The following is a 5,786-nucleotide window of genomic DNA, read 5'->3' on the forward strand; positions in this document are numbered from 1 at the left end:
GCGGCCGAATCGTGGTCGGCTCTCGGCTTGAATCGGGGAGCGCCGCAAACGGCGGTGACGGAATAGGGTGTTGCCGATGGGGCGCGTGCCATGGCGGGTAAGCGGTAACAAGCCGTGACGCAGTCCGCACAAAGGAATGGTCGTGCGCGCCCAGAGCGCCGGACGCATTGGGTCGCCACCATGCAAGAGGACCTCGCGCCAAAAAACCTGCTCTCCGCGGTGTAGGCGCAATACGCGGCGCTCAGTCGGCTTTGGATTCGCACGTCCGCTCCCCAGCAACAGCGCCCGCACCGCATGCGGCTTTCCGTAAGCCCGTTGCAGCGCTGCGGTGAGGGAGGCAGGCAAGGTTAGCCAAGGCCATAGCGTCCGAGAAGCATGGCGCAGGGGAGGCGGATTTTTGGTGATCATTTTGGAACAGGGCAGGGGCCCATTGTCTGACGTGGCACTCTGCGTCTTTCGGTCATGCCTCATCATTCTCGCCTCTTCTTTTGTCAACGCGACCAAATCAGCGCTGCTGGGGTGCGTGATAAATGAAGGCGTCTACCCGTGCCGGTGGCACATTGCGCCAGACCACGGCGACGCGTCCGCGACGAAACTCCGATGGCAAGCCCTGGCAGGAACTGCGGAAGTGGTAGGTAAACTGGATGAAGACCGTACCGTGATGACTGATCCCCGGAAGTTGCTGAAAGATGCGCTCGACGATCGCTTTGGGAATGCTGCGCAGCGGCAGACTGGACACCACGGCGCGGATCGGGCCGCGATGCGCTACCAAGTGTTGAATGTGCGCTGCGTCCCCTTCAATAACTTCCACCTCGGGATAATGCTGACGCAGGTGGCGGACCATGGCCGGCGCCTGTTCGACAAGAACCAAATCCTGCGGTGGAATGCCGCTTTCCAGTAAGGCCTTGGTTACCGGCCCCATGCCCGGCCCCAATTCGACCACCAGACCGGGGCTGTGGGGCACCATGGCGGCCATACGGCGGGCGAGGAAGGGGGAACTGGGCAGCACAGCCCCAATAGCATGAGGATCGCGTAAAAATTCGCGGGTAAAGTGCCAAGCCTGGGACATCGGCCCAGAAGATCGGGACATGGGCTTTCTCCACCGGTGGAGGCAAAACGCTGGTCATCGCGTCGCCGAATGAATGGCGCGTATTGTAGCACGGCGCTGCAGATGGCGTCATGCCGGACTACTTTTGGGTTATACTGGCGGCATGGGAGACTGAATCTTCCGGGTTTAATGAGGATGGATATGAATAAGCGATTGCTTCTGATCATGATGATGATGATGATGTCCCCGACCTTGCTCACCGCCTGTAGCACGGCGGACGGGGGCGGGCCGCTGGCTGCCGTCTATACGGGCCAGAGCACCCACTACTACCCGAGGGCATTTCAGCCCACCCTCGCGGCAACTACGCAGGTGCTGGGGCAGATGCATTGTGTCATCCTCAATACCGAAAGTGCGGGCACATCCTCCCAAGGCAGCGTTATTCATGCACGTAACGGGCACATGCTGGTGGATGTAACGATCACGCCGAAGGGTCCGCAGGTCACTGCGGTGGCCACTCGTTTTGGTCTGCTGGGCAGTGTTCAGGATGATCAGCACTTTCACTTCTTGCTGAAATCAGCGCTGGGTCTGGGGTGATTCCGTAATCGGCGGCCGCCCCTTGTCAATCCTTCGGGGTGGCCCTATCATCGTTCATAAGTCCTCACTTTTTCTGGGAATGCATTGCAGAACCTGTATATCAAGACTTACGGCTGTCAGATGAATGCGTATGACTCCGAGCGCATGGGTGATGTGCTTGCGGTTAGTCATGGATTGCATCTGGTGGACGATCCGGCGCTCGCCGATGTGCTCCTGCTCAACACCTGCTCCATCCGTGAAAAGGCCGAAGACAAGGTCTTTACTCAGCTCGGCTTTTGGCGCCCTTTCAAGGAACTGCGCCCTGAGGTGGTGATCGGTGTAGGGGGCTGTGTAGCCAGTCAGGAAGGAGAGCGGTTAAGGCGGCGCGCTCCTTACGTGGATCTGGTGTTCGGACCGCAGACGCTGCACCGTCTGCCGGATTTGCTGGATGCCTGTTTGGCCGAGCGCCGTCCGCAGGTGGACGTCGCCTTCCCGATGCTGGAAAAGTTTGATTATTTGCCGCAGCGACCGGGCCGCGACGGAGCCACCGCTTTTGTTACCATTCAGGAAGGCTGCGATAAATTCTGTACCTTCTGCGTGGTACCCCATACCCGGGGACGGGAATATAGCCGCACCATGCCCGATATCCTGCGTGAGGTGCGTGCGTTGGCAGAGCAGGGCGTGCGTGAGATCACCCTGCTGGGGCAGAACGTCAATGCCTATCGGGGCGCGACGGGGCTGGTGGGCGAGGGCGGCCTGGCCGATCTGCTGGAACGTCTGGCACGAATTCCCGGTTTACTGCGCCTGCGTTATACCACGTCCCATCCCAGTAACCTTGATGACGAATTGATTGCCGCGCATGGCAATATTGAAATGCTGGCACCCCACCTGCACTTGCCGGTACAAAGTGGTTCTGACCGTATTTTGCGGCGTATGCATCGCAAGCATACGGTTGAGCAGTATCTGGATAAGATTGATCGCCTGCGTGCCGCCCGTCCGGGTATCCAGATTTCTTCGGATTTCATCGTGGGGTTTCCGGGTGAAACCGATGCGGATTTTGCTGCGACCATGGAATTGATCGATGCAGTGCGCTTCGATCAGTCGTTTTCCTTCAAATACAGCCAGCGCCCCAATACGCCGGCACTGAAGCTGGAAGACAGTGTGCCAGAGGCCCTCAAGGATGAGCGTCTGGCGATATTACAGGGGCGCATCAACGGGCTGGCGCAGGGCTACGCGCAAGCCTTGGTGGGTACGCGGCAGGCGGTACTGATGACTGGACCGTCGCGCCGTGATCCGCAGCAACTGACGGGCAAGACCGCCTGCAATCGCTCAGTCAATATGGCGGGATCCATGGATTGGGTTGGACAGATGCTGGATGTCGAAATTACGGCAGCGCTGCCCAATAGTCTGCGCGGGCATGTGGCGCCGGCGAGCCAGCGCCTTGCCATATAATCCCATGGAGCCTCCCGGTAAGACGCAGAGTGTCAGTCACAGCGATTTTGTCGCTGAACATGCCAGTGCGGCGATGCTCTCCGAACTGTCCGGCGAGCTGGACAGCCATATCAAACAGATTGAGTCGCGCTTGGGAGTGGTTATCCTGCCCCGCGGCACACGCTTTCATATCACCGGGACAGCCGCTTCTGCGCAGGCAGCGCAGGAAGTGCTCTCCAAGTTGTATGCTCAAGTACGCCAGGGCCGATCCCTGTCCAGTCATTGGGTACATCACAGCATCCAGAATGTGCAACTGGAGGCGGAGGCTGGCGCTACGACGGTGGAGTCTGCCGGCGTACAGACCCTCAAAGGGATGATTCGTGGTCGCGGGCAACGGCAGCGCCATTATCTGGAGTCTATCCGCCATAATGATCTCACCTTCGGTATCGGCCCGGCTGGTACGGGCAAGACCTATCTGGCCGTTGCAGCGGCGGTGGAGCAGATGGATAGTAATCAAGTGCGGCGTCTGGTGCTGGTTCGTCCTGCCGTAGAAGCAGGCGAGCGTCTGGGCTTTCTGCCGGGGTCCCTGAGTGAAAAGGTCGACCCTTACCTCCGCCCGCTTTACGATGCACTTCATGAAATGCTGGGTTATGAGAAAGTGGCTAAGCTGATGGAACGGCAGGTGATTGAAGTGGCGCCCCTCGCCTACATGCGCGGACGCACCCTCAACGACGCCTTCATTATCCTCGATGAGGCGCAGAATACCACCCTGGAACAAATGAAAATGTTCCTGACCCGGATGGGTTTCGGTGCCAAAGTCGTGGTAACCGGCGATGTGACCCAGGTGGATCTGCCTCGCGGACAGCTTTCCGGGTTGGTGCAGGCCATGGATGTGCTGGGGAATATGCCGGGTATCGATATGGTGTTTTTTGAAAGCGCCGATGTGGTGCGTCATCCACTGGTGGCACGGATTGTGGAAGCCTATGACCGCTTCGGAGAAAAGGCATGAGCCGCCTTTATCTGCGCATGGCCGTGGATGATGCCGTCGCGGCCTTGCCGCTGCCGTCTCGCGCCGAGGCGCGCCGGTCGATTCTGCAAGCGCTCTCCATCCCTTCGGCACGGGCATCCGCCGATGACCGGATACGCGAGTTGTCCCTGACATTTGTAGACGATGCGGAAATAGCGGTACTGAATGCAGGGTATCGGGGTAAGGCAAAGCCGACCAACTGTCTGTCCTTTCCGCAGGATATGCTGCCGGCGATGTTCCGCCGTGATCTGCTGGGCGATATTGTTATCGCCCCGGCGGTGGTCATGCGCGAAGCCGCCGAGCAGGGCAAGCGCCTGCGTGATCATTATCGTCATCTGCTCATTCACAGTACCCTCCACCTCCTCGGTCACGACCATGAAGTGGCTGCCGAGGCGCAGGAGATGGAGGCGCTGGAAACCCGATTACTGGCTGAAATGGGTGTGGCCGACCCTTACCTGAATCAAATGCATGAGTGAAGATCGAAGTAGCCAGGAACGACCGCGGGGCTGGTGGGAACGTTTTACCCAGTCCTTGCGCGGCAATGTGGAAGATCAGGATACCCTGCTGGAACTGGTCCGTGAGGCGGGCGAGCGGCAGGTCATCGACGCCGAAGCGGCGCGGATGGTGGATGGGATCTTCCGCATGGGCGAGCTTACGGTGCGGGATGTGATGATTCCTCGGCCACAGATGGAAGTGATTGAATTGGATATGCCTTTACCGGAGATTATTGCCCGGGTGTCCGAGGTGGGGCACTCGCGCTTTCCGGTGGTGGGGGATGACCGCGATGATGTGCGCGGCATTCTCCTGGCCAAAGATCTGTTGCGAGGCTGTCGGGGTGACATTCCGACGCCGCGGCTGGCGGAATTGCTCCGCCCTGCGACCTTCATTCCCGAGAGTAAGCACCTGGATCACTTGCTCTACGAGTTCCGCACGGGTCGACATCACATGGCCGTGGTAGTAGATGAGTATGGCGGTGTCGCCGGCCTGATCACCATCGAGGACGTGCTGGAAATCATCGTCGGGGCAATCGAGGATGAATACGATATTGATGAGGATATGATGATCGCGCCGCGCGAGGATGGCGATTTTCTAGTGAATGCCCTGATTCCCCTGGAAGAATTTAACACGCATTTTGTGGCACACCTGGCGGATGGCCATGCCGACACGCTGGGTGGATGGGTGGCGACGCGCTTGGGGCATGTGCCGCGTATGGGTGAAGTCGTGGAGGAGGGGGATTTGCGGCTGGAAGTATTGCGGGCGGATCGTAAACGGGTGCAGATTTTGCGGGTGACGCCGCCGCGCAGTGCGTCCCTGCCGGAAACGGCGTCCCAGGGTAGCGCATGAAGGGTGATGCGCTGAAAAATACGTCCTTTCCCGTGCGGCTTCTGGCCGCATTAATTTTGGGTGCGGCCTGGCCTTTGGCCTTTGCGCCCTTTGCGTTGTGGCCGCTGGCCATCGTCCTGCTTTTTGGCCTGTTTTGGCTGGCGACCACAGAGGAGCGCCCGCGCCATGCGGCCGCTCTGGGCGCCGTTTTCGGTTTTGCGGCTTTTGCGGCGGGAACGAGCTGGATTGCCATTACCCTGCATAATTTTGCCAATATGGACTGGGTATTGGCGGGCGCCGCCGTCGCTGCCCTGATGGGCGCATTGCTCGGCGGCTTCATGCACATCTGACGCGCGGTTCCGCGCTTCAGACCTGTTCCAGCAA

General features: G+C 59.4%; 8 protein-coding genes. 6 read left to right on the forward strand and 2 right to left on the reverse strand.

What is annotated here, in order from left to right:
• Together Q0C48_RS11690 and Q0C48_RS11695 are read right to left on the reverse strand one after the other, a co-directional pair.
• On the reverse strand, positions 1-471 hold a 471-nt coding region (locus Q0C48_RS11690), incomplete at its 3' end, for a chorismate lyase (protein WP_291524557.1).
• A gap of 34 nt (positions 472-505) precedes the next feature.
• Positions 506-1,090 (reverse strand): rRNA adenine N-6-methyltransferase family protein, encoded by a 585-nt coding sequence (locus Q0C48_RS11695; RefSeq protein ID WP_291524545.1) that lies wholly within the window; start codon positions 1,088-1,090, stop codon positions 506-508.
• Positions 1,091-1,249: 159 nt separating this feature from the next.
• Here Q0C48_RS11695 and Q0C48_RS11700 point away from each other — a divergent pair, with 159 nt between their 5' ends.
• The 6 genes from Q0C48_RS11700 to Q0C48_RS11725 all read left to right on the forward strand — a co-directional run bounded on the left by Q0C48_RS11700 (position 1,250) and on the right by Q0C48_RS11725 (position 5,752).
• Positions 1,250-1,642 carry a DUF3568 family protein gene (locus Q0C48_RS11700; protein WP_291524547.1) on the forward strand — a complete coding sequence of 131 codons (393 nt, stop codon included), beginning with the start codon at positions 1,250-1,252 and terminating at the stop codon, positions 1,640-1,642.
• Between the two features lie 84 nt (positions 1,643-1,726).
• Positions 1,727-3,073, forward strand: coding sequence for a tRNA (N6-isopentenyl adenosine(37)-C2)-methylthiotransferase MiaB (gene miaB / locus Q0C48_RS11705; protein WP_291524549.1), 1,347 nt, complete (start codon positions 1,727-1,729; stop codon positions 3,071-3,073).
• Positions 3,074-3,077: 4 nt separating this feature from the next.
• Entirely contained in the window at positions 3,078-4,061 is a 984-nt protein-coding gene (locus tag Q0C48_RS11710) for a PhoH family protein (RefSeq protein WP_291524560.1), read from the forward strand.
• Complete coding sequence (ybeY, locus tag Q0C48_RS11715; RefSeq protein WP_291524551.1) at positions 4,058-4,555, forward strand: rRNA maturation RNase YbeY; 498 nt, start codon at positions 4,058-4,060, stop codon at positions 4,553-4,555. The genes Q0C48_RS11710 and ybeY overlap by 4 nt, the downstream gene beginning before the upstream one ends.
• A complete protein-coding gene (locus Q0C48_RS11720; RefSeq protein ID WP_291524553.1) occupies positions 4,548-5,423 on the forward strand; it encodes a transporter associated domain-containing protein in 876 nt (291 codons plus the stop codon). Before ybeY ends, Q0C48_RS11720 begins: the two co-directional genes overlap by 8 nt.
• On the forward strand, positions 5,420-5,752 hold the full coding sequence (locus Q0C48_RS11725; protein WP_291524555.1) for a hypothetical protein: 333 nt from the start codon (positions 5,420-5,422) through the stop codon (positions 5,750-5,752). Before Q0C48_RS11720 ends, Q0C48_RS11725 begins: the two co-directional genes overlap by 4 nt.
• The last annotated feature ends 34 nt before the right edge of the window (positions 5,753-5,786 follow it).

The sequence above is a fragment of the Acidithiobacillus sp. genome, from assembly GCF_023255755.1.
Taxonomy (GTDB): Bacteria; Pseudomonadota; Gammaproteobacteria; order Acidithiobacillales; family Acidithiobacillaceae; genus Acidithiobacillus.

Bases quoted from the DNA above. Each gene is read 5' to 3' on its own strand.
- Q0C48_RS11695 (WP_291524545.1), bottom strand. From the start codon at position 1,090: ATGTCCCGATCTTCTGGGCCGATGTCCCAGGCTTGGCACTTTACCCGC.
- Q0C48_RS11700 (WP_291524547.1), top strand. From the start codon at position 1,250: ATGAATAAGCGATTGCTTCTGATCATGATGATGATGATGATGTCCCCG.
- Q0C48_RS11710 (WP_291524560.1), top strand. From the start codon at position 3,078: ATGGAGCCTCCCGGTAAGACGCAGAGTGTCAGTCACAGCGATTTTGTC.
- ybeY (WP_291524551.1), top strand. From the start codon at position 4,058: ATGAGCCGCCTTTATCTGCGCATGGCCGTGGATGATGCCGTCGCGGCC.
- Q0C48_RS11720 (WP_291524553.1), top strand. From the start codon at position 4,548: ATGAGTGAAGATCGAAGTAGCCAGGAACGACCGCGGGGCTGGTGGGAA.
- Q0C48_RS11725 (WP_291524555.1), top strand. From the start codon at position 5,420: ATGAAGGGTGATGCGCTGAAAAATACGTCCTTTCCCGTGCGGCTTCTG.